Raw genomic sequence first — 21,764 nt, 5'->3', positions numbered from 1 at the left:
GAGGAGACTATTATGACCACAGTTGCATTTATTGGCCTAGGTAATATGGGCTCAGGGATGGCAGATAACCTGGTTAAGAACGATTACAACGTATTGGCTTTTGACTTAAGCGAAGCGGCACTGGCCAAAGCCAAAGAAGCAGGCTGCACTATTGCGCAAAGTACCGAGCAAGCTGCTGCTGAGGCCGACATCGTTATCACTATGTTACCAGCAGGCAAGCACGTAAAAGATATCTATTCAAATCAGATCTTGGCTTCTGTCCGCGAAGGCACCTTGCTTATTGATTGCTCCACCATCGACGTAGAGACGGCGAAGAGTGTGTCAGAATTGGCAGAAAAAAAAGGCCTTAAAATGCTGGATGCGCCGGTTTCTGGTGGTGTTGCAGCGGCTGCGGGCGGCACACTCACGTTTATGGTGGGTGGCGACGCTGATGCCTTTGACAAAGCCCATGGTGTGCTTAGCGCAATGGGCAAAAAAATCGTCCATGCGGGCGGCCATGGCGCGGGACAAGCAGCAAAGATTTGTAACAACATGTTACTTGGCGCGACCATGATTGCGACGTGTGAAAGCTTCCAGCTGGCACAAAAACTTGGCTTAGATGCGCAAGTGTTCTTCGATATCGCTTCAAATGCCTCGGGACAGACATGGTCAATGACCACCTACTGCCCTGTAAAAGGTGTAGGGCCACAAAGCCCTGCTGATAACGATTTTGCTGGCGGTTTCGCTTCTGCGCTTATGCTCAAAGACTTGGGGCTGGCCATGCAGGGCGCGAAGGGCGTCAACGCGCAAGTACCTATGGGTGAGCTTGCTGCAAAGTGGTTTGAAATGCATTGCGAAGAAGGCAATGCAGGGATGGATTTCTCTTCAATAATCAACCGATTAGCGTAAGAGAAAACCAACAGTTCTCCGACGGCTACTTTCCCTCAGAAAAGGTGGCCTTCTTACTGAGCGAGTAAAGGATTTTACTCGCTCTTTTTTTATCATTTCCCTACCTATCTCGCTTGTTTTTGCGCTGTTGCTACCTCGCTAGCTCCCTTACCAAGCGGAATTGTTCCTTTGTTATTTAGTGTTCCCTTTTCATCATCCAGAAGCCATTTTTAGGTGGCTTATTCGTTCTCACTCACATGGTTAAAACGAGCCAATTCGGCGTTCGGTCTACATCTTGCAGTCCCGTATTTAGCCTAAGAAATTTACACTGCATTAAAGGGCTAAATTTTATACCCCCTTATGCGAAGCGATACTTTTATGACCGTAAAAATATTATACGTTTTAATGACTTACTTAATTCACTAAGCAATTTCACTAAACACATTGGTTCTCTATATCGCTCACTTAGAGCGCGCTTTGAGAAACAGAGTGTCGCTAATTTCTAACGTTCAATTTCCTAAATTCAGTAAGTAAAAATAAAAGGAACACACTATGAAAAAGCGTATTGTTGCCGCTTCGACGGCAATTGTAACTATTGGTTGTATTTTCGCCTTTATCGATACAGCCCCCTCGGGCAAAAAAGAGGTAGCAGCGGCGAATGCTGAGACAAAACCTGTTGGTAAAGAAAACGCTGTTGAAAGGCAACGAAACGGCAAAGTGTTATCGACAGGTGTCGATAACTTCAAACCAAAAAATGAAGCCGAGCTAAAAGCTCAGGCTACAACTACTACTAACGGTAAATCAGAGAAAGACACCATCGTCTGGACAACATCAGAAGATGGCAAAAAGGTACTTGAAGCAGAAGGCTATATTCCCGCTGACGTAACCGATGAAGCTTACATTGAGCTTGATCGTGAAGAATTAATGACGGTAGAAGTTGGCGAGTATCTCGATTTATACATCCCACAGTTCGGTGGCAGTTACACCGGTGAAGTTGATCACGTTGTCACTCATCCAAACGGCGATCGTACCGTAGAGGCCCACATCCCAGGTGCGGGCTCTCTCTACGCCGCTGTTATAACGCTTGGCGAAAACGCCACCTACGGAAACTTAGCCACGCCTCGCGACGTGTTTGTGCTTGAAGGCAATGATAAATACGCGTGGATCGCACCAAAGTCTTCAATGATGCAAAACCACATCGAACGTGAACCCGACAGCGAACGCCCGCTTAGCGACGACAACGCTGAAGAAGTCTTCGATCTCGGCCAAAACTAATCCCCTAGTGCCTGTTGAGCTTCACAGGAAATTCAACAAGCTCAAATAAAACAACAAGAAGGAAATAAAAATGAAACACACATTTAAGTGTTTAACGGCAATGGCAGTTTCACTGCTTTGTGCAACATCAGTAACAGCAGCCACCATCGATGTAATGGTGCTTTACACCCAACCTGCTGCAAACAATGTGTCTAATATCGACACTAAAATTAACCAATACATCTCACACGCCAACCGTGTTTATCAAAATAATGCGGTAGATCTACAGTTGCGTTTAGTGGGCGCTCAGTCATCTGCTGCTACATCTAGCGACCTTCAACCTACCGAAAGTGCGCTAGACTTGTTAACTGATAGCAGTGGTGTGCAAAACGCACGATCTTCAAACGGCGCAGACATGGTTGTGCTTTTAGGTAATCGTGAAAACATTTATGAAGGCGGTCAGCTAGTGGGTTACGTGTGCGGCATTGGCTGGGTAGGTCAAGGCAACAACGGTACACTGTATTCTAGCTCGCAAAGCCGCATGTACAGCATTAGCGCCGTTGATTGCGGTCTGTCCACATTTGTTCATGAACTCGGTCACAACATGGGCTTAGGCCACTCTGTTCGCCAAGGTTCAGTAGGCGGTGTATATAATGATGGTATCGGTCACGGCGTTGATAATAACTTCTCAACTATCATGGCCTATCCTCAGGCATTCGGTAGTGCCACCCAGCTAGACTATTTCTCTGACCCTTACTGGTCAGGCTGTAATGGCCAAGCCTGTGGCGTTGAAAACGAATCTAATGCTTACCGCGCAGTAAATGCGGTTATTAACCAAATTGCTAACTACTTCTAAGTAAGTAATTAATTAGGGGATAAATAAGGGAAAGCAGCCTTGCTTTCCCTTCTACCTAACCCCCTGCGGATTGTTTACTCTTTAGGCTGCGTCAACATGTCATCATACGCATCCATTTCCCAAGGCAGTTCGCCTGGGCTGGTATCGAGGAAGTGCAGATAACTTTCGAACTGATCTAAGATGTCCTTAGTAATACTCTCTTTGTCATATCCGTAAATATCGTAAGCTTGCCCTCCGCGGCGAAGGAACACTTCAGCGCGAAAATATTTTTCCGACTCGTCTTCTTCTGAACGCAGCTCTGCGTAGCTAAACCCTGGCACTAAATATTCAGTCATACGAATATCGTAGATAAAGTCCATGTGATCGTGACGCTCAACAGTGAAGGTGGCCCTTCCCGTTTCCTCATCAAGCTTAACAAACGCCTCCCACTCTCGCGCTTTCAAAGCAGCCTGTACGTCTTTCATCGCTGCAATCACAGTTTTATCAATAAACTCATGCACCTCATTTCGGCTTGGGTAATCTACCATTGCTGCGAGTCGGCCTTTTAGGCTAGTCGAGCGACCGTGGTTTCTATTAAGCGTATTCGCCTTCAAACTGTTGTTTCGGTAGCCTTCAATGACTAGCGCACGCCATAGACCTGCTACAGACGCTAGCATAATGAAGGCGAATGGTAAGGCGCTCGCAATGGTCATCGTTTGCAGGGCATTCAGCCCGCCAGCCAACAGCAACACTGCAGCAACGGTTCCTTCCAGACACGCCCAGAAGATACGCTGCCAAACCGGGCTTTCTTCTTTACCACCAGAAGCAAGAGAATCGATAACCAACGACCCAGAATCTGATGACGTCACGAAGAACGTAATGATCAATAACACGGTCAAGCCTGACATGATTGACGCGCCAGGTAGCAAATCATAAAGTTTGAACAACGCAACCGCTTCGTTTTCCTGCACATCGCTAATGAGTGTGGTAACACCTTGGTTCATAATGGCATTTAGCGCGGTGTCGCCAAACACGGAAAACCAAAGGAAAGTGAACATGGTAGGCACAAGCATTACACCAAAAACAAACTGCCTAATGGTTCTGCCTCGACTTATTTTGGCGATAAACATGCCTACAAACGGCGCCCAAGCGATGGTCCAGCCAAAAATAAACAGCGTCCAGTTCCCAATCCAATCGCTGCGACTGTAGGCCTGAAGATTAAAGGTACGTTCAATGATGCCGTTGATATAACTTCCTGTGTTCTGTAAAAAGGTTTCTAAAATATGAACCGTTTCTCCGAAGATAAAAACGGTACTCATAAGCGATACAGCCAGAACCATATTAAGAATTGATAGCCTTTTAATGCCCTTATCCATGCCCGCGATAACCGATATTGTTGCGGCCATGGTTACGATAGCAATGGTGCCTACCTGCACCATGATATCAATGGGGATATCGCCAGAAAGATAGTTAAGCCCCGCATTGATCTGTGTAACGGATAGTCCGAGTGTAGTGGCGATACCAAATAATGTACCGAGAATGGCGAATACATCTACCGCATGACCCATAGGGCCATAAATTTTATCCCCTATCAGCGGATACAAAGCCGAACGGATAGACAAGGGCAAGCCATGTCGAAAAGCAAAATAGGCAAGAACCAAACCGACTAGCCCGTAGATCGCCCAGATGTGAAAGCCCCAATGAAAAAATGCGATTTGCATGGCTTGTTTCGCCGCATCAACAGTTTCAGCTGCTCCTGCAGGCGGTGAAGAATAGTGTAGAACAGGCTCTGCTACGCCAAAGTAGAGCAGCGCTACGCCGTAGCCTGCTGAGAACAACATAGAAAACCATTCGGGAAAGCTATATTGAGGCTCTGCATGATCGGGCCCCAACTTTATGTTTCCCCAGCTAGATGATGCTACCGATACAATGAATACCAAAAAGATAGCGACCGACAACATGTAAAACCAACCAAAGGTTTCTGTAATCCATGCCAATGTACTATCGAAGGCCTCGCCGGCAAGTTCGGGGTTGCTGATGGTTCCGATCACCAGAAGCAAAATAATGACGACGGCGGGGAGAAATACAGGAAGAAGAATGGTGGAGTTGTTTACTTGGCCTTTCATAGCAAATCCCTTTTCACTGACAGGAAAGTTGAAACCCTGTGTAATGCGAACAAACTTTATATTTTCTACTTGTGAAGGTTTGAATCGGTTCAAGCTTGGTGTAAGCATATAAAGTCGGAACGTTCAGATTCCGACTGCGCTAACTAAGCAATTTCTTCATATAGCGAGCGTTCGTAGTGTTTTATTTATCTATCTTCCAGCGACATTTGAACGCTCTCAAATAACATACTGTTTGCTTGTCTAGGGACATACACTAATTCTGTAATAATTAGTAATTAACATAGTCTCCTTTCCAAAATACACCGCTTTTCGAAAGATATTTGTTTGGGATTAATGTGAATACGTTATCTAAAGTACACGCTGTTGGTTTTGTTGGTGAACAAGAAAATGAAATAGCCTCCCCTCGCAAAGGATTACCAAAGGCGAAAGTTCCCACTAAAAAGTCAGATTTTTCTTCGTTTTATCATATGCATTGGGAGGGATTATGCGCTTTCTTAAGAAAAACCTTTGGTTCAGGTCCTCCAGACCCTGAGGATGTAGCGCAAGACGCGTTTTACCAGCTGGCAAAGATGAAATCTCGCGAGCATATTGAAAACCCTAAGGCGTTTCTATACAAGATTTCAATTAACCTGACACTGCGTTCTTTGAAATCAGATAGATGGATTGCGAACGTTGTACCCGGTAACGACGAGTCGTTTGAATCAGAGTTACTGTCACTATCTGAGCCCGATAAAATTTTGCATTCACAGCAAGCTTTGCAGCAACTAGGGGCTTTGTTTTGCACTTTGTCAGAAAAGCAAAAATACATCGTAAGTGCAAGCCGACTTGAAGGCAAAACCTATCAACAGATTTCTGACGATACTGGATGGAGTATAGCCGATGTATGTCGGCAACTTAACAGTGCACTGGTTATCCTCGCAAGCTCAGTAGATGCAAATGATTGATTGTGCCTTAGGGAAAAACGAACAAAGAGATTGAACGTGAAACAGAATTCAAACGTCACCCATCTTAATGCTGAAAAGTCTATCAATGAACAAGCCATTCATTGGTTTACTTTAATGAACGATGAAGACTTAGCACATCAGTATCAGGAAGCATTTACCAAGTGGTACACCCATTCCCTACGTCATCGCAACGCGTTTAAAACTATTGCTAAAATGTGGGATAAAACAGGTTTTACTGATGACATTATTGCATATGAGACCGAAAAAAATTCAACACTAGAAACAGGCAAATCAACCCAACTCAAATATAAAGACCTGTACAAGAAAGTTGGTGCGCTCGTAGCGTTCGCTGCGACTTTAGTTATTACAGTTATTACTCTGCTAAATAAACAGGACCAATCACTTTCTCAACCCAGCCAAGTCTTTGCTTACTCTACGACAACAGCACAGATAAAGAATATTACGTTGCCTGATGGCAGCAAACTCACTCTAGGTCCTACAAGTAGTGTTTCGTATACGGAGCTAGACACAACCCGTTCTATTGAACTGAGTCAAGGAAGAGCATTTTTTGATGTAGTCTCGATGACCAATAAACCTTTCATAGTAAATAGTGGTGTTAATACTATAGAAGTGACAGGCACTGAATTTGAAGTAGATGTAAATAACTTCAAAAAAACCACTCGAGTAAGTGTTGTGGAGGGCAGTGTTAAAGTTTCAGGTAAAGGCGAAGCACCTGTGTTCCTATCTCAAGGAGAACGAGTTTCTGCACCACTAACTGGGGGACCGATGACGAGCATAACGACTTTCTCAGATAAAGAAACACTCGCTTGGATGGACAATAAACTTATTTTTAATAATACCCCTATTACAGAGTTCTTGTATCGAATACAACCTTATGTAGAGCAAACCCTCTCTCTTGAAGGTTTTAGTTCTGATGCTGTTACGATAAACACGATAGTTACCCCTTCCAATGTTCACACACTGCTCGATTCTTTGCCTGCGGCTTATCCACTGGAAATGGTGAGAACAAGTAGCACAATTACATTCACCTATTCTGAAAATTAGCAGTTAGCGGTACTTTTTTGAATGCAAAAGTGCCGCAATCAATTTAGTTACATTCATGAAGGTTTTATGAAACCTGACATAGTTTTGAAAAAGATTTCCTCTCTTTGCCTCTTTGTTCACGACAGTCGACTGCAACACACTTAATTTGAACTCAATCGGCAGTAAACCACTGACCGTACCGGAGAATGTAAAATGACATCGTCGCGTTGTGTAAAGAAACACTTGTTAGCTTTTTCCATTTGTACAGCTTTGTCACTAAATACCGCTGCAATTGCGGCTGCCCAAGAAAGCATAAGCGTTGAACTTGAGCCAGCTCCTTTGGCATCGGCATTAAACCAACTTTCATTCAAGTCGGGCATTGTGATCATCGCACCTGGGCGACTGGTCAATAATATTAAAGCTCCTGCGCTAAATGGGAACTATGAAATAGATGAAGCGCTTGAAAAATTGCTTTTCAATTCTGGGTTAGAGGCCGTCAAGCAAACGAATGGGGCGTTTGTAATAAAGAAACGTGGGCCCCAGATGTCTCTTACCCCAAAGGACACTGCTGTCAATGGAGCACCTATCGACGAAATAGTAGTTTCAGCTACAAAACGTGACACCAACCTAATGGATGTATCGGCGGCTGTTTCTGTCTTGAATACACAGCAGATTCAAGATGCAGGGGTCACTGATTTCAAAGGATTGGTAGATGCACTGCCGGGCATATCAATTAACTCTGCATTTGGCGGAGCCAACAATAGTTTCATTACAATTCGTGGTATTGGTGGGGCTGATGACTACAAACCAAATGGCAACCCCTCTGTCGCATTACATGTTGATGGTATCTACCAAACGTCTAATGCTTATCTTGGCATGCCTTTGTTCGACTTAGAGCGAATTGAAGTCCTCAAGGGCCCTCAAGGAACACTTTACGGACGTAATACAACAGCAGGAGTCATTAACGCCATCACAAAGCGTCCCACAGATGAATTCGAAGGCTATGCCAGCGTAGAGTATGGAAGTTACGAGTATACGCAGGGTGAAGCTGCATTTGGCGGAAGCGTTTCTGATAATTTAAAGGTACGTATCGCTACGAAATTTGAACAAGGTGGTGGTTACATGGACGGCAAAGGCGCGGGCCTGTTCGCTGGTTATGTGCCAGAAGGTTTTGAGGGGGTAATTCCAGCCGTAACCGATCCGGGAGAGCGAGACGGGTTTGGTGATAAAGACCTATTTGCCTTTCGTGCAACCGGGGTTTATACCTTCCAGGCCAATACTGACTTAACTTTGCGCTACTTTATGAGCTCTGATAATGGCGACACACTTCAATACGATCGTATCGCTTTGGAAAATGAGACAGGCTCTGGTATAAGCAGAAATGCAGGCGAAAACGACGACCCATATGCGTTTTACGCGGATGAGTACTATAGACACACTATAGATATCGAAGGTGTAAACGGAGAATTAGCTCATCAAATAGACACTGATTTGAACGTAAACGTGCTATTTGGCTACCAAGAAAGTGAGCGTAATATGGGGGGAAATGGTGACGGAACCTCATTTCCTCGCTACAAATATGCATTTGATGAAACACTTGACCAGTCCTCTTTAGAAATTCGCTTCAGTGATAGTCAAGGAGGAGACATTGATTGGATCGCAGGTGTCTTCTATGTCAGCGACTCGGTGGACTTCGTAAGCGATTGGACAAGCTTCGCAGTTCGCTCCCAGTACACTTCTCCGTATAGTCAGACTCGAAACAGCTTTGCTACGTTTGCCAACGTTGATTGGTTTGTAAACAACGACCTGAAATTATCTGCGGGCGTTCGTTATACTCAAGATACTGCTAAGTTTTCAGGCTACAACCAAGACTTAGACCCTTGGGGAACTTCTATATATGAGGAAGTATTCAACTCCCCTGGCTTGTTTTCTTGGGACAGAGATTTTGACGACAATAATGTCTCAGGTAAGCTAACCGCCCAATACTACCTTTCTGATAACCTAAATATTTTTGCCTCTATTGGCAACGGATACAGAGCAGGGGGGTTTGATGGTACATCAATATTCTCTTTAGAAGAGACTGAGCCATTTGACTCTGAAACCGTAGATTCATTTGAACTGGGGTTGCGTTATACCGACGAGAGCTTGAGTGCTAGCGTCGACTTATTTGCTTACGATTTTGAAGAAATGCAAGCAACTACTCGACTTTCAAATGACACCAATGGACGAACAAATGTTGGAGCGGCTGAAGTTCGTGGTGCAGAAGCTTCCTTCAACGCCCAGCTGTTAAACAATGGCGAACAACAATTAACGTTCAATTCATCTGTTACCTATCTCGATACAGAAATTACGGAGTTTTCATCTAACCGTGTCGATGATGTGCAAAATACAGTTGGAGACCCGTTACCTGGCTCACCCGAGCTTTCATATTCAATCTCGCTCAATCATAGCATTTTCGTTGCAACTAACCGGTTACTTTCTACTCGTCTGACTTATACCTACCACGACGAAGAAACTAACCGATTGAATGCAGGTGCTGGCAATACGGTGCCTGATTACGGCTTGCTTAATATCAATATGGACCTTGAGTTGGGTAACGGGTTTACCGCATTTGCATATGGTCGAAACATTACTGATGAAGAATATTTTCTAGAACTCAATGCAGGTGCTCGTCTCGTTGGTGCTCCAGCAACATACGGCGTAGGCGTTCGCACTACCTTCTAGTCTAATGCAGGCATCTGCAGGTTGCAGATGTCTGCCCACAAGAGGCATTGATATGAAGCATCTCGTGCTTATACTATTACTTAGTTGCATACCTACTATAGCACTTGCTAGCACACCAATTTGGCAGCAAGCAAGCGAATACCCTGACAGGGTTATACTTAATCCTACCCAACTTCCTAGTGAAAGCTTTTCTGTTAATTGGCGCACGTCGGAAGAAGTTGAAATTACGGTTGCCCAAATTGCACCTGTTACATCAGCCGCCAGATTCGATTTGGGTGCAAAAACCTACAAAGCAGAAACACAGCGCGCTGAATTGCGCAGAGGTAACTCAATACCTTCTAACGTTCATGAGCAATCGAGAGACAATGTTAATCAAGAGAGAGCTCAATATCACTACAACACGCACCTCGCCGACGTTGCATATCACGAAGTTACATTTAAAAACTTAAAACCAAATACGCGTTACGCGTATAGAGTACGAGGAGGCTTAGGTAAATGGTCTGAATGGTATATGACGAAAACGGCCGGTCTACCCTCCTCTTCAACTACACGATTTCTGTACTTTTCAGACGCACAAAATGGCATGCGCGAACAATTTCCAGCACTCTTGAGAAAGGGCTTTAAGGCGATGCCCGATGCAGACTTTGCTCTTTATACTGGCGATCTTGTAGACCATGGAGCTAGGGACTTAGAATGGGCGCAGTGGTTTTCTGCAGGGCAGTTCATACACGCAGAAATTCCAGTAGTCCCCGTGGTTGGAAACCATGAATATGCCCATCAGCATTTAACCGATGGCGGAAAACAGTGGGTTTTAAGCCGCTTTTGGCAAGATCAGTTTAAGCTTCCAACCTCTCCGGAGTTATCAAATCAATTACAAGAGACAGCTTATACTTTGCATTACCCTAATACCGACGTATTCATTGTTAATACGGAAATCAGGCACAATGAGACGGCATTCGCAATGCAAACAAAATGGCTAAGACAGACACTTAGTGAAAGTAAAGCAAAATGGAAAATTATCGCCTTTCATCACCCAATATTTTCAAACTGTGGAATGCCACTAAATAGTCCGGGGCAAGACGAGCCCGCAGTTCGCAGTGCTTTATTGCCATTAATAACAGAATTCAATGTTGATCTGGTTTTACAAGGACACGATCATGCTTACTCTAGAGGGAGTATAAAAAACGAGCAGGGCACGCATGTAAATAGTGTTTTTGTTACGGCAAGTAGCAGTCCTAAAGCTTATCCACTAAAGAAAACGCGATGGGATGAATACGAAAAATTCAATGTTACGTTAGAAAGAGTCGGAGAAAATACGCCGACTTACCAAGCTATAAAAGTACACGAGAACACTCTTTCATATCGTTCATATACCTTGACTGGAGAACTCTACGACGCTTTCGACATTACAAAAACACAACCTGGTAATGTGATGACATATCCCTATGACCTTATGAAAGAAAGGCTTTTCAGTAATACCGAGCCCTATAAACACCACAATTCACTCTACTAGTTGGTTATTTAATTTAGAGACTAATTTTACTTTAACGCCAACACTCAATAGCGTTGGCTTATCAAAAATAATCAGACATAGATAGATAGCGCTGCCTGATATGTTCAATTAACAGCTTAATTTTTCGAGATGGCTGGCGGCTGTAAGGATAAACGGCATAAACGCCTAACACCTTACCTACCCGCTCTGGAAACAAATCGACCAGTGTTCCATTACATAAATCTTCGAATACCAAACATTTAGGTACGTAGGCAATACCTCTACCAGCAAGGGCTGCTTTGCGAAGCGCCCCTGCATTGTCACTTGAAAATGCGCCATCTACGGTGATGGTGTAACTGCCTTGAGACGACGTAAACTCCCACTCCCTTGCGCCGGATGTGTGGTAGGAATACAACAAACAGTTGTGAAAGCTCAAATCCTCTGGTGCTTTGGGCCTGCCTTTTCGTCTAATGTAATCCGGCGATGTGCAAACCACCCAATGGGAATCTAAAAAGTGCCGCGCAATCAGACTTGAGTCTTCCAAATATCCCGTTCGAATAACAAGATCAAACCCTTCCTCGACTAGATTTACAAATCGATTATCTAGAGACATATCAACGCTTAGCCCTGGATGAAGTGTACAAAACTCAGCTACCGCATCGGCTAACAGTAAATCGCCCGAAATCGTTGGAACCGACATTTTAATGTGTCCGGATATTTGTTCACTGTATCCAGAAATTGTGTCGATAGCTTCTTGCGTGGACGCCTTTACATTCATGGCGCCTTGCTTCAAAGCTTGACCCGCTTCGGTAAGCGTGAGTTTGCGAGTAGTGCGATACAAAAGCTGCGTTCCCAGCTCTTTTTCAAGCTTTGCTATTCGCTTACTGACTACCGAGTTGGTAATGTTGTTCGCCTCTGCCACTTTGCTAAAACTGCCCATCTCCGCAATTTGTGCAAAGAGAATTAAATCGTCTGCTCTCACGTTATTACTTCACTTTTGGAAAAGATAAATTTCATTGTTGCCGTATATCCCTAAGGCGAGAAACGTTATATTTTTATCAAGTTAATTACAATCGATTAAAGACATGATTATTTCATCGCCGACTGATTATCGACGCGCTGCGCAAAAAATATTACCGCCGTTCCTATTTCACTACATTGATGGTGGTGCCTATCGAGAGCATACACTTAAAAGCAATGAAACTGACTTGGCTGACATTGCATTAAAGCAGCAAGTGCTGAGAAATATGTCGTCGCTTGACCTTTCTACAACGGTCTTTGGTGAACAATTGGCTTTACCTATTGCCCTTGCTCCCGTGGGATTAACCGGAATGTATGCGCGACGTGGCGAAGTGCAAGCTGCTAAAGCGGCAGCAAACAAAGACATCCCGTTTACCATGTCGACGGTGTCAGTATGTCCTATTGAAGAAGTCGCACCAGCCATTGAACGTCCAATGTGGTTTCAGCTCTATGTGCTTCGCGATCGCGGCTTTATGAAGAATGTTCTGGAGCGCGCCAAAGCAGCGGGTGTAACAACGTTGGTCTTTACCGTAGATATGCCTGTACCAGGGGCTCGCTATCGCGATAAACACTCTGGTATGAGTGGGCCATTTGCTGCAAGCCGTCGCGTACTGCAAGCGATGACCCATCCTCGTTGGGCAGTTGATGTAGGCGTATTCGGTAAGCCTCATGATCTTGGCAATATTTCTACTTATCGTGGCGAACCGACCCAATTGGAAGACTATATTGGCTGGTTGGGCGCCAATTTCGATCCGTCTATCAGTTGGAAAGACTTAGAATGGATCAGAGAGTTTTGGGACGGCCCAATGATTATCAAAGGCATTTTAACTGAACAAGATGCAAAAGATGCCCTGAGTTTTGGCGCAGAAGGCATTGTAGTGTCCAATCACGGCGGTCGTCAGCTAGATGGCGTGCTTTCAACCGCTAAGGCTCTTCCAGCGATTGCTAGCGCGGTGAAAGGCGAGCTAAGTATTTTCGTAGACTCAGGTATTCGTAACGGCTTGGACGTGGTGAGAATGCTGGCATTAGGTGCCGATTGTACTTTACTAGGGCGCTCTTTTATTTATGCACTTGCTGCTGAGGGCAAACAAGGGGTAGAGAACTTACTCGATCTGTACAAACAGGAAATGCATGTCGCGATGACACTATGTGGTGCAAAATCAGTCAGTGAACTTAACCTCGACTCTCTCGCTTTTTAGTATCGCTGGCACCAAGGCCACTAAAAAGACCCCCAGTAATTGCATAGTCCAACTATTGGGGTCACTGCATTTTTTATGGCTCTTTTACCAATGCACAAGTGGCTGGAGGCGTTGTTTGCGCTTAATGATGCCCACCACAACAACTTCCATCATGCTCAGCCCAGTTTTTAAGTTTGGTGGTTTTGCCTATTCCCGGGTTAAAACTATTGGTGGGGTCTAATTCTCGGTAAAAGTTTTTCAGCGCATCTTTTGCAAAGTACTCGTGTCCCACATTGTGCTCTGCTGGATATTCAGCGCTTCTCGCATCAAAAGTTTCCAGGATTTTACCCTTTAACAATTTGGCATCCGCCCCTTTTTTTAACACGTAATTCTGGTGCATTACGTGGCAGAATAAATGGCCGTAATACAGTTTCGTGTCTATCTGGTCGTCTATTTCTTTAGGCAACACTTCAAACCAGTCGGGATCGTTACGGCGAAGTGCAACATCGATGGTCATCATAGCGCCCACGTCTTTGCTGTGCATAACGTGGTAACGACCTATCGCGCCACCAGCAACAAAGCGATGCAAAATAGCCTTATCAGCTTCTTCTTCTGTACACTCAAAATAACTACCTTCATTGGTTTTAAAGAAAGCATCAAGGTAGGCTTTGGCCTCATCTACCCCGTCGTTGCTCATCTCCAATATCCAATGATGCTGATACTTGTCTCTGTACTCTTCCATTCGCTTAGGCAAGTGGTTAGGAAAAACGTAGCTCATATACTGCATAACGCGATCTGACATTTTGTTGGGTAAGAAGCCCAGCTTGTCAGTAAATGCGTCAAATTTGCGCTTAAATGCAAACAGCTTAGGAATAAATTTGGCGCCAAGCTTGCTGATAACGATAAACATATCTTTACCGTATTTCTTGGATACGTCGTAGCAGTCACGGTGAAGGTACTCACCCGAGTCAGGCAAGTTCTTGAAAGTAGAAAGTATGTCGCGACGCACTTTGGTAAACACAGCGGCGTCGTTAGACCCCACATAAAATACCTGTTTTTTCTCAGGAATAGGAAAGGTGTCTAGCCTCACTGCGAACACGGCAAGCTTACCCGCACAGCCTGAAGCTTCATGAAGTCTTCTGCCGTCATTGTTGAAGCGCGAAGGTGTGTCTGAATCAACGTCTCGAACTCGTTCATCATACTCGTTGTCTGATGCACGAGCGTCAGGGTGCTGAACGTCAGCTTCTTTGTAACGTTTGTTCTCAAGATTATTCAGAATTTCTTCTGGCTCACTACCTAGGTTAATCCCCAGATTGTTTACCAAAGATAGATTGCCATTAGCGTCGATTTGGGCAAAAAGCGCTAATTCAGTATAGGCAGGGCCTCGCTTGACCAAAGCACCACCTGAATTGTTACATATTCCCCCCACGATCGATGCGCCAATACATGAAGAACCAATCACAGAGTGAGGTTCGCGACCATAAGGCGCAAGCGTCTCTTCCAATCCAAACAAGGTACTCCCAGCCAAGCCAACGATCTGTTTTCCCTTGTCAACTAACTGAATATCATCAATACGCATAGTACTGATAATAACGAGAGGCCTGTCGTAATCTTTACCATCTGGCGTAGAGCCGCCCGTTAACCCTGTATTGGCCGCCTGCATAATAACCGCAACGTCGGCTTCAACACACAGCTTAAGCACACGCCAAATTTCGACAAGCGTTCCTGGGCGCACTACCGCAAGCGCTTCGCCCGCACCAAAACGAAACCCTTTAGTGTAAGGCTGCTTCTTCGCTTTATCAGTTAACAAATAGGCCTGCCCTACTACATCGCGCATTGATGCAATCAAAGACTGAGTGTCAACGTTTACGGTCATGGTTCTCTCTGTGTATTGAAATAATGGAAGGAATGACTTGGTGTTGAACTATACACTAACACCATTATTAACAAAGGGGGCAAGCCGCTTTTATCGAGATAATTTACTTATATTTAATTCGTTGAACACTTAGAGGCTCTAGCATTTAAGCAAAACTTACAGGCATTTTTCACTGTTACATTTTGTTACGCTTTGGAGGAGCAAGTTAGACCAGAGGAGTATTGTAAAGCCAATGTATAGTTCGTAAGGTTGATAGACACGAAAAGGAGCTTTCATGTCACATCAAGCGTTCGTTTTAACAAGAAAAAGTTTTTCAGAAAATACTAGAAGGGATGGGGCTTACGAACGATTCCTAAGTATTTTGCCGTCATGTGGATTTGTCGTCACAACCGGTGCGATTCATCCACCTCGAAGCGTGCTTAATAACACCTATACCTTCTTTATCGATGCGCAGTATTGTGACTCTGCCGCTATGCTCAACTTGCCTGTAGTCAACGATAACCCAGAGTTGAACAAAGTCATTTTCAACGTGCCAGAGTCTGACGTCGATTTTCATTATGCGGCACTGCAACATGGTATTAATGGTATTTTCCATATTGAAGATAGCTTAGAACTTCTGGTTCGCGGTGTTCAACAAGTTCAGGCGGGCAACAAATGGTTCAGTCGCGAGATTATGAGTCGCTATATTGATGCCAATTTAGTGTCTAAAGCAAAACCCGTTGCTGCACTTCAATCGTCACATACTGTGCTGACCAAGAGGGAGTTGGCCATCACACGCAAAATTGCAGATGGTGCCCAAAATCAGGAGATTGCAGACTGCTTACACATCAGCGTAAATACGGTGAAAACTCACGTTTACAGCATATTTAGGAAAACGGACTGCCGAAATCGCGTTGAGCTTATAAAGTGGTTCGATCATCAGTTTAGCCAACCACAACAAGTAAGCATCTAAACTGATAATCCATTAAATTTAATTGCGTATGGCGCTTACGCTTTTGCGCGCCATACGCCTTTCTCCATTCCTTGTAACACCAACTCAGTCACCGCTTTTTCTATGCTTTGTTTAACGCACTCGAACATGGGTTCATTAGTCGTGTAGCCCGTTTCTGCTTCAAGCAGGTGCTTAAGCGAAACATACCTAAACAGGCCTGCTCTCACCTCCTGGCTTAGTACCTTCTTAGAGGTTGAAACCGACACCAGTACTTGACCTGTTCTCACGTCAACTGCACGCATGTAAATGGAAATTTGATCTTCCCTAAACAGCTCACTCGCTCCAATGCCAAAGTACTCTACGCCAGCGCCGCCGGTACGAATGTTGGTATCGTAGCTAATTATCCCACCTTCTATAATAATTCTAGCTGTCGTGAGTGGCGGCAAATCGCCTCCGCTGCTTTCGTCGGCTCTAATTATTTTGCGTTCGGTAAGAATGTTCTGCAGCCCTTCACGCTCCACAGGTAAAAACCACGATGTCTCGCTTAAGGTCTGAACAAGAATAGAGGTTGCGCCTTGAGTCACCGCAGTAGAAAACGAACTTGCCCCAGTGCTAGGTTTATATTGCCCGGTCTGGTCTCTAAACGCATATACAGAAACCGGAATTTGTCCCATAGGCGCTGGCAAGCTTTTTACTTCAGACAATGTGGCACTGTCTTTAATTACATCAGCGGCCGTTGTATCTGGCGGCAGCGTATTAGTGATGGACTGGCATCCTGCAAGCGCCATGGCCACTATTAAAAAAACGGTACTTCTCATGTGTTTCCCTACCCAAACCGTGGAATTTCAACGACAGTAACCTCACCTGTCAGTAAGTTAGTAATGTTCACAACAATGCTGTCAGGATTACTCGTTATTAGTTCTACCTGAAAGTCACCACTAACAAAAATACTATCCTGATTGAATATGCTGTCTATCGGGTTTCCATCTTCATCATATTCTTGTTCACCGAATGCGATGTCTGTGATTTCGCGGACTATACGGTTAATATAGGCGCGTTCGAGTGATTCTTGAAGGCGTTCGTCATAGGAGCGCTCGCTGTAAGGCGCTGTATGAGCGTTTTGTGAATTCGCCTTACTTAATAAAAATGATCCGTTAAGTGGATTACCACCGAATGACGGGTTGATCGGTTCATACACCAACTCTGTTGCTTTCACACTAGATGAAGTCCACGAGCCAGTCGCGATTAAGGCTGCTATCAATATCCCTTTTTTCATTACCATTCGTCCCCTGCTAAATCTGGGCTTCTACTGTCTATACTCGCGTTTGCCACCGCGTCTAAAACTAACATGATGGCTTGCTGTACTTTTTCATCTAAAGGTACTTGTCTACGCCCCATGTACGTTTGATAAACCACTCTATTGTCGTAAATCACCGAAAGAAGAGTACCCGCTTGTGGCACAATAATTTCTTTAACTACAAGGTTCTTACCCGAACTGTCTGGGACTTCTCGCCAGTATTGGCTAATGCGAGAGGCAAATTCGTGGCCTTGGCGGCTAATACTGTTATCGAGCAACAGTCCACCTAGCCGAATTTCTTCTGCGTGAATCGGAGAAAAGAACACACTAAAAAGCAGTGTGATAAGAGAGAAACAATACAAGTACTTCATTTTACTGAATATAGCCGGGCAAATGCCCGGCTACTCACTTTTACATCTGTAGGTTTACATCTGAACAACGGTAGCTACGTTGTAGTCACCAACCTGCGTAACACTTACTGTGCCGCCGTTGCCAGTAATACTACCTGTAACTAAGTTATCGTTACCCATTTGCGTAACTTCAAATGTATTCATATCACCAGAAATAACGAACTGACCACCTGCGTCGTCTGTTACCCAGTTTCCTACGCCTTCTTGCATAACACTAACAATATTGTCGTCACCGTTAACCAATAGGTCTAGTAAGTTAAGCTCGCCCGTTTGCGAAACCATAATTTCGTTGTAGCTTGATGTAACGTTGCTTGCCAACTCAACTGATGCCGTATTTTCAACACCCTCTTGAGACATTTCAATGATGTTGCCATCAGCGTAGTAAGTTGCATCACCAATACCAGCTTGTGCTAACGCCAAGTTGGCATCGCCATCTTGCTCAATTTCAACGGTGTTAAACAGGCCATCGAAATTAACTGTGCTGATTTCATTGGCATCACCTACCTGAGTTAAATCAAACTCGTTTAATAAGCCAATTACGCCAGCATAAGCCGTGTTGCCTTCGCCCACTTGGTTAATTTCGAACGTATTCGCTTGTCCGCCGATAGTTTCTACGGTAGCTAAGTTAACGTCACCGATTTGGTCGATATTAACTTCATTGCCAGAGCCTTCAAATACTCCTGTGGTAATCTCGTTGCCATCACCATCTTGTTCAAACTCTAGCACATTACCGTCGCCAACCATGCTCCAACCCACAGCGTTCTGGTCGCCATCTTGGTCAATTTCAATTTCGTTTTCTGATCCGATAACGGTTAAATCAGACACGTTGTAATAGCCGTCTTGAATAACATCGATAACGTTTGCATCACCGCTTAACTCGCGAACATACGATTCGTGCCAGTCACCACTTTGATCAACAAATACCGTATTGTCGTTACCCGCAATGGCATTATTAGCCCAGTTACCACCATCGCCCTGATACACTGATAACGTGTTTCCGCTGCCCGAAATGCTATTTATTGAGCGATTAAAAATAAAACCGATAGGGCCGCCATCACCTAATTGAACAAGTGAAACCGTGTTATCGTCACCTTCGACAACGACATTGGCTGTACTATTTAAACTATCTTGCTCAGATTCTAAGAAGTTGCCGTTACCTGTGACACTTGCAAAGAAGGTATTACCTGACTGCATTTGCGAAGCTAGTACTTCGTTTGCGTCACCCGTTACTTCTACAAAGATTGCATTTAAGTCACCTTCCTGACTTAAAATAGATTCATTACCTACCTCATTTCCCTCTGGTGCCGTTTGGGTTAGCGTAATTTCATTGCCTTCAGCTGCAGCAATAAAATCTGCGGAAGCACTGAAATCAACTGTCTTACTCGCTGGAACTTCCTGAGCTGATGCCCACCCTGTCGCTGCTACTAAAAGCAATGCACTCGCTATTTTTGTTTTTTTCATTTTCACATTTGTCTCCCTATGGCAATCACATCATTCTTGATATTGTGTGATGTTAATCACCATTTCGTTCCCTATCTGGTAAACAGTAAAAGACTGTTCACCCAATTGATTAACATTGGCTACATTGTCGAACCCATCTTGAATAATCTCGAAATAGTTATTGTTGTTTTGCTGCAATAAATTAACCACGTTCCCCTCACCCAGCTGAGTGATAAGAGCTTCGTTATTACTGCCGTTTTGAACAACATTCGATAGGTTGGCGCCGTTGCCGCTTTGGATAATGTTAGTTATGTTATTTAGCCCAAACTGACTAACAGCGATGAAGACCGTTTCATCGTCTATCGTTATAGCTTGAGCATTCAGACTCATTGAAAGAGAAGATTCCACCATGTCTGAGCTTGTTGATAAGTCGGACTGTTGAGCATAAGCAGGAAGATTTACGGTTAGAAGACTGCACCCCGTAATGGCTGCCAACGCAACGGCTCTACATGCCTTAGCGTTATTAGCAAATTGGCTCTTTTTAACCTTTAGCTTCTTGTCCATGAGAACGACTGCTTCCTTGATTAACAACAAAGGTGACCCCTCTATAACACTCCTTAAGACGGCGAGAATCCATCACCAATAAGTTGTATTTATTACAGGTCAAATACAGTTAGCACACGTTAAATCAGCAAGTTATTTATTATGGGTAATACCATAGTGCTAGATTTGACGAAAATTCACGCACCGAGTAATTATTGGTAAGACCACCTAGTTTTTGTAGGGTCTTTTAACGGGTATTGCTACAGCGCGCCCCTAAGACATAGAGATCTTAACTACCTGTCAAAAGTCATAGTAATTAAGTACCACTTTGGGCTTCTCTTCTCACTTTTTCCTAGTGGTTAAGTAGTATTTTTGAGCAAATTTTACTGTTAGGGGTGGCAGGTTTTTAAATTTGCGTTATAAGTTTTAACCGTTAGTTATATCAGACCGAACGAGAAGGTTCTGTGATTAAAGCATTATTGCTAATTATGGAATCTAATTATGAAAACAAAGCCTTTTAAAACAGGCCTTTCAGCACTGTCATTAGCCCTTCTACCGCTAATGGTATCTAGTCATGCACACGCCGCAAAAGCCGAAATTTTCGACGATAGCGTTATCGTTGTGTACAAAGAAAATGTAAGCAAAGCGGAAAAGATGCGCGCTCGCTCTTCGGTAGGTGCACGAATTAGTGACGCAAACCGTGATGAGGTAGATGATCGCTTCTCTAACCTTTTAAATGGCCGCATTGCCAAACTGGAACTTCGTGGCAAGTCTGTAAAAGACGCCATAGAAATCTTAAAGAAAAATCCTGCGGTTAAAATCGCCGAGCCAAACTTCTTGTACCGCAAAGCCCTGGTACCTAACGATCCTTCTTATGGTGACCTATGGGGTTTGAATAACACCGGTCAAGCCGGCGGTACTGCAGATGTGGATATTGACGCGCCAGAAGCATGGGATATTACAACCGGTGATAGCGATGTGGTCATCGGCGTTATCGATACGGGTGTTGACTACAATCATGAAGACCTTGCAGATAACGCATGGGTTAACCCAGGTGAAATTGCTGGAAACGGTATTGATGATGATGGCAACGGTTATATTGACGATGTTTACGGTATCGATGCATTTAACGGCGATTCTGATCCTATGGACGATGATTCTCACGGTACGCATGTGGCCGGGACAATTGGCGCTGTGGGCGGAAACGGAATTGGCGTAGTCGGTGTAAACCATGACGTGTCAATCGCTGCATGTAAATTCTTAGGTCCTGACGGCGGTTCAACCGCTGGCGCTATTGAATGTATCGATTACTTCACCGACCTTAAAGAGAACCGCGGCATCAATATTAAAGCTACCAACAACAGCTGGGGTGGCGGCGGCTATAGTGAAGCGCTAGAAACTGCTATTGAAGAAGCTGGCCAAGCGGGTATTTTGTTTGTTGCTGCGGCAGGTAACTCCGGTTCAAACAACGACAACGTAGATAACTACCCGTCTAACTATGTCACTACAACAAACAGTCTGCTTGCAGTTGCTAGCCACACTCGTACTGACGGAGACAGCGGCTACTCATACGGTATTGAAACTGTAGACATCGCGGCGCCAGGTACAGCTATCCTATCTACAGTCCCAGGTAACGGCTATGCGGCATACTCAGGCACATCAATGGCAACGCCACATGTTGCGGGTGCAGCAGCAGTTGTGTGGTCGCTAAACCCAGAACTTTCGCCATCTGAAATGAAAGAGATGTTATTGTCTACAGGTGAAACTAGGCTATGGGCCTATG

18 protein-coding genes are annotated in these 21,764 nt (G+C 44.4%); 10 read left to right on the top strand and 8 right to left on the bottom strand.

Annotated features, from left to right (window positions below; genetic code table 11):
• Nucleotides 1-12 precede the first annotated feature (12 nt).
• The 3 genes from mmsB (at nt 13) to QVA83_RS19650 (ending at nt 2,977) form a co-directional block, all read left to right on the top strand.
• Nucleotides 13-888, top strand: coding sequence for a 3-hydroxyisobutyrate dehydrogenase (gene mmsB / locus QVA83_RS19660; RefSeq protein ID WP_014950690.1), 876 nt, complete (start codon nt 13-15; stop codon nt 886-888).
• A gap of 531 nt (nt 889-1,419) precedes the next feature.
• Nucleotides 1,420-2,142 (top strand): lipocalin/fatty-acid binding family protein, encoded by a 723-nt coding sequence (locus QVA83_RS19655; protein ID WP_014950691.1) that lies wholly within the window; start codon nt 1,420-1,422, stop codon nt 2,140-2,142.
• 70 nt (nt 2,143-2,212) lie between these two features.
• A complete protein-coding gene (locus QVA83_RS19650) occupies nt 2,213-2,977 on the top strand; it encodes a zinc-dependent metalloprotease family protein (protein WP_014950692.1) in 765 nt (254 codons plus the stop codon).
• 74 nt (nt 2,978-3,051) lie between these two features.
• Here the strand turns inward: QVA83_RS19650 and QVA83_RS19645 are convergent, their stop codons facing one another.
• Nucleotides 3,052-5,082 carry a BCCT family transporter gene (locus tag QVA83_RS19645; RefSeq protein WP_014950693.1) on the bottom strand — a complete coding sequence of 677 codons (2,031 nt, stop codon included), beginning with the start codon at nt 5,080-5,082 and terminating at the stop codon, nt 3,052-3,054.
• A gap of 335 nt (nt 5,083-5,417) precedes the next feature.
• Between QVA83_RS19645 and QVA83_RS19640 the strand changes: the two genes are divergently transcribed.
• From QVA83_RS19640 to QVA83_RS19625, 4 genes are all read left to right on the top strand, one after another.
• Complete coding sequence (locus tag QVA83_RS19640) at nt 5,418-6,026, top strand: RNA polymerase sigma factor (RefSeq protein ID WP_069944938.1); 609 nt, start codon at nt 5,418-5,420, stop codon at nt 6,024-6,026.
• Between the two features lie 36 nt (nt 6,027-6,062).
• Nucleotides 6,063-7,091, top strand: coding sequence for a FecR family protein (locus QVA83_RS19635; protein ID WP_287498839.1), 1,029 nt, complete (start codon nt 6,063-6,065; stop codon nt 7,089-7,091).
• Nucleotides 7,092-7,283: 192 nt separating this feature from the next.
• Nucleotides 7,284-9,794 carry a TonB-dependent receptor gene (locus tag QVA83_RS19630; protein ID WP_015068027.1) on the top strand — a complete coding sequence of 837 codons (2,511 nt, stop codon included), beginning with the start codon at nt 7,284-7,286 and terminating at the stop codon, nt 9,792-9,794.
• 52 nt (nt 9,795-9,846) lie between these two features.
• Nucleotides 9,847-11,307: a purple acid phosphatase family protein gene (locus QVA83_RS19625; RefSeq protein WP_269350592.1), complete on the top strand. Its 1,461-nt coding sequence runs from the start codon at nt 9,847-9,849 to the stop codon at nt 11,305-11,307.
• Nucleotides 11,308-11,368: 61 nt separating this feature from the next.
• Here the strand turns inward: QVA83_RS19625 and QVA83_RS19620 are convergent, their stop codons facing one another.
• On the bottom strand, nt 11,369-12,268 hold the full coding sequence (locus tag QVA83_RS19620; protein WP_014950694.1) for a LysR family transcriptional regulator: 900 nt from the start codon (nt 12,266-12,268) through the stop codon (nt 11,369-11,371).
• 103 nt (nt 12,269-12,371) lie between these two features.
• Between QVA83_RS19620 and lldD the strand changes: the two genes are divergently transcribed.
• The gene (gene lldD, locus QVA83_RS19615; RefSeq protein ID WP_287498838.1) at nt 12,372-13,505 is read left to right on the top strand and encodes an FMN-dependent L-lactate dehydrogenase LldD; all 1,134 of its coding nucleotides are present in this window, start codon (nt 12,372-12,374) and stop codon (nt 13,503-13,505) included.
• A 121-nt stretch (nt 13,506-13,626) separates the two neighbouring features.
• Here the strand turns inward: lldD and dld are convergent, their stop codons facing one another.
• Nucleotides 13,627-15,360 (bottom strand): D-lactate dehydrogenase, encoded by a 1,734-nt coding sequence (gene dld / locus QVA83_RS19610; RefSeq protein ID WP_287498837.1) that lies wholly within the window; start codon nt 15,358-15,360, stop codon nt 13,627-13,629.
• Nucleotides 15,361-15,634: 274 nt separating this feature from the next.
• Here dld and QVA83_RS19605 point away from each other — a divergent pair, with 274 nt between their 5' ends.
• Complete coding sequence (locus QVA83_RS19605) at nt 15,635-16,312, top strand: helix-turn-helix transcriptional regulator (RefSeq protein ID WP_014950697.1); 678 nt, start codon at nt 15,635-15,637, stop codon at nt 16,310-16,312.
• Nucleotides 16,313-16,347: 35 nt separating this feature from the next.
• Here QVA83_RS19605 and QVA83_RS19600 read toward each other — a convergent pair whose 3' ends face one another.
• From QVA83_RS19600 to QVA83_RS19580, 5 genes are read right to left on the bottom strand one after another with little or no spacing between them, the layout of a single operon-like run.
• A complete protein-coding gene (locus QVA83_RS19600) occupies nt 16,348-17,109 on the bottom strand; it encodes a CsgG/HfaB family protein (protein WP_287498836.1) in 762 nt (253 codons plus the stop codon).
• An 8-nt stretch (nt 17,110-17,117) separates the two neighbouring features.
• Nucleotides 17,118-17,567: a curli assembly protein CsgF gene (locus QVA83_RS19595; protein WP_197040350.1), complete on the bottom strand. Its 450-nt coding sequence runs from the start codon at nt 17,565-17,567 to the stop codon at nt 17,118-17,120.
• Nucleotides 17,567-17,959 carry a CsgE family curli-type amyloid fiber assembly protein gene (locus QVA83_RS19590; RefSeq protein WP_014950700.1) on the bottom strand — a complete coding sequence of 131 codons (393 nt, stop codon included), beginning with the start codon at nt 17,957-17,959 and terminating at the stop codon, nt 17,567-17,569. Before QVA83_RS19590 ends, QVA83_RS19595 begins: the two co-directional genes overlap by 1 nt.
• A 54-nt stretch (nt 17,960-18,013) precedes the next feature.
• On the bottom strand, nt 18,014-19,459 hold the full coding sequence (locus QVA83_RS19585) for an autotransporter outer membrane beta-barrel domain-containing protein (protein WP_156078818.1): 1,446 nt from the start codon (nt 19,457-19,459) through the stop codon (nt 18,014-18,016).
• A 30-nt stretch (nt 19,460-19,489) separates the two neighbouring features.
• Nucleotides 19,490-20,002 carry a hypothetical protein gene (locus QVA83_RS19580; RefSeq protein ID WP_014980268.1) on the bottom strand — a complete coding sequence of 171 codons (513 nt, stop codon included), beginning with the start codon at nt 20,000-20,002 and terminating at the stop codon, nt 19,490-19,492.
• A gap of 480 nt (nt 20,003-20,482) precedes the next feature.
• On the opposite strand from QVA83_RS19580, the gene QVA83_RS19575 reads away from it, so the two are divergent.
• A partial coding sequence (locus QVA83_RS19575) for a S8 family peptidase (RefSeq protein ID WP_287498835.1) occupies nt 20,483-21,764 on the top strand: 1,282 nt, incomplete at its 3' end.

Origin of the sequence: Alteromonas sp. AO-Serp (genome assembly GCF_017849675.1) — a bacterium.
Lineage (GTDB): Bacteria > Pseudomonadota > Gammaproteobacteria > Enterobacterales > Alteromonadaceae > Alteromonas > Alteromonas macleodii.
Note: the sequence above shows the minus strand (reverse complement) of the source record. Positions and strands in the feature narration are given on the sequence as shown.

Bases quoted from the DNA above. Each gene is read 5' to 3' on its own strand.
- mmsB (WP_014950690.1), top strand. From the start codon at position 13: ATGACCACAGTTGCATTTATTGGCCTAGGTAATATGGGCTCAGGGATG.
- QVA83_RS19655 (WP_014950691.1), top strand. From the start codon at position 1,420: ATGAAAAAGCGTATTGTTGCCGCTTCGACGGCAATTGTAACTATTGGT.
- QVA83_RS19650 (WP_014950692.1), top strand. From the start codon at position 2,213: ATGAAACACACATTTAAGTGTTTAACGGCAATGGCAGTTTCACTGCTT.
- QVA83_RS19645 (WP_014950693.1), bottom strand. From the start codon at position 5,082: ATGAAAGGCCAAGTAAACAACTCCACCATTCTTCTTCCTGTATTTCTC.
- QVA83_RS19630 (WP_015068027.1), top strand. From the start codon at position 7,284: ATGACATCGTCGCGTTGTGTAAAGAAACACTTGTTAGCTTTTTCCATT.
- QVA83_RS19625 (WP_269350592.1), top strand. From the start codon at position 9,847: ATGAAGCATCTCGTGCTTATACTATTACTTAGTTGCATACCTACTATA.
- lldD (WP_287498838.1), top strand. From the start codon at position 12,372: ATGATTATTTCATCGCCGACTGATTATCGACGCGCTGCGCAAAAAATA.
- dld (WP_287498837.1), bottom strand. From the start codon at position 15,360: ATGACCGTAAACGTTGACACTCAGTCTTTGATTGCATCAATGCGCGAT.
- QVA83_RS19605 (WP_014950697.1), top strand. From the start codon at position 15,635: ATGTCACATCAAGCGTTCGTTTTAACAAGAAAAAGTTTTTCAGAAAAT.
- QVA83_RS19600 (WP_287498836.1), bottom strand. From the start codon at position 17,109: ATGAGAAGTACCGTTTTTTTAATAGTGGCCATGGCGCTTGCAGGATGC.
- QVA83_RS19595 (WP_197040350.1), bottom strand. From the start codon at position 17,567: ATGAAAAAAGGGATATTGATAGCAGCCTTAATCGCGACTGGCTCGTGG.
- QVA83_RS19590 (WP_014950700.1), bottom strand. From the start codon at position 17,959: ATGAAGTACTTGTATTGTTTCTCTCTTATCACACTGCTTTTTAGTGTG.
- QVA83_RS19585 (WP_156078818.1), bottom strand. From the start codon at position 19,459: ATGAAAAAAACAAAAATAGCGAGTGCATTGCTTTTAGTAGCAGCGACA.
- QVA83_RS19580 (WP_014980268.1), bottom strand. From the start codon at position 20,002: ATGGACAAGAAGCTAAAGGTTAAAAAGAGCCAATTTGCTAATAACGCT.